This is a genomic window from Bacillus sp. SIMBA_074, from assembly GCF_046534555.1.
Classification (GTDB): domain Bacteria; phylum Bacillota; class Bacilli; order Bacillales; family Bacillaceae_G; genus Bacillus_A; species Bacillus_A mycoides.
The window spans coordinates 1-369 of the sequence record NZ_JAWRYM010000182.1; the positions used below are offsets into that span (position 1 = coordinate 1).

The 369-nt window shown below is 37.7% G+C and carries 1 protein-coding gene; it reads right to left on the reverse strand.

The window, feature by feature from the left end; translation table 11 throughout:
* Positions 1 to 369 (reverse strand): MFS transporter (locus tag SB773_RS30405; protein WP_410593919.1); only part of this gene is annotated, 369 nt, incomplete at both ends.

Consider the following 369-nt stretch of genomic DNA (forward strand, 5'->3'; position numbering starts at 1 on the left):
GTATCCCATTTTACTCTTATCATTTGGGAACAAACTCTTAAATAAAGTAGGGAACTGTGAGTCCACTAATTGTAATACTGCCATAGCTATTGTAACGAAAATCATGGTTGATAAAATCATCCGATTGGATAATACATAACCCCAACCTTGTAACCAAGCAGTCCAAGTACTTTGCTGTTGCTTTTCAAAATGTTCTCTTGACAGAGATTCCTTTAACCTTATTGTGGGTAACAGAACCAAAGCAGCTAGAAAACAGCATATTGCCCTTATAATTAGACAAAACTCTGGCTGAAACCAGCTCAGTAACATTCCTCCTATAAGTGGACCCACTATCTTGGTTCCTTGCTCAACTATCCCATTGATACTTAC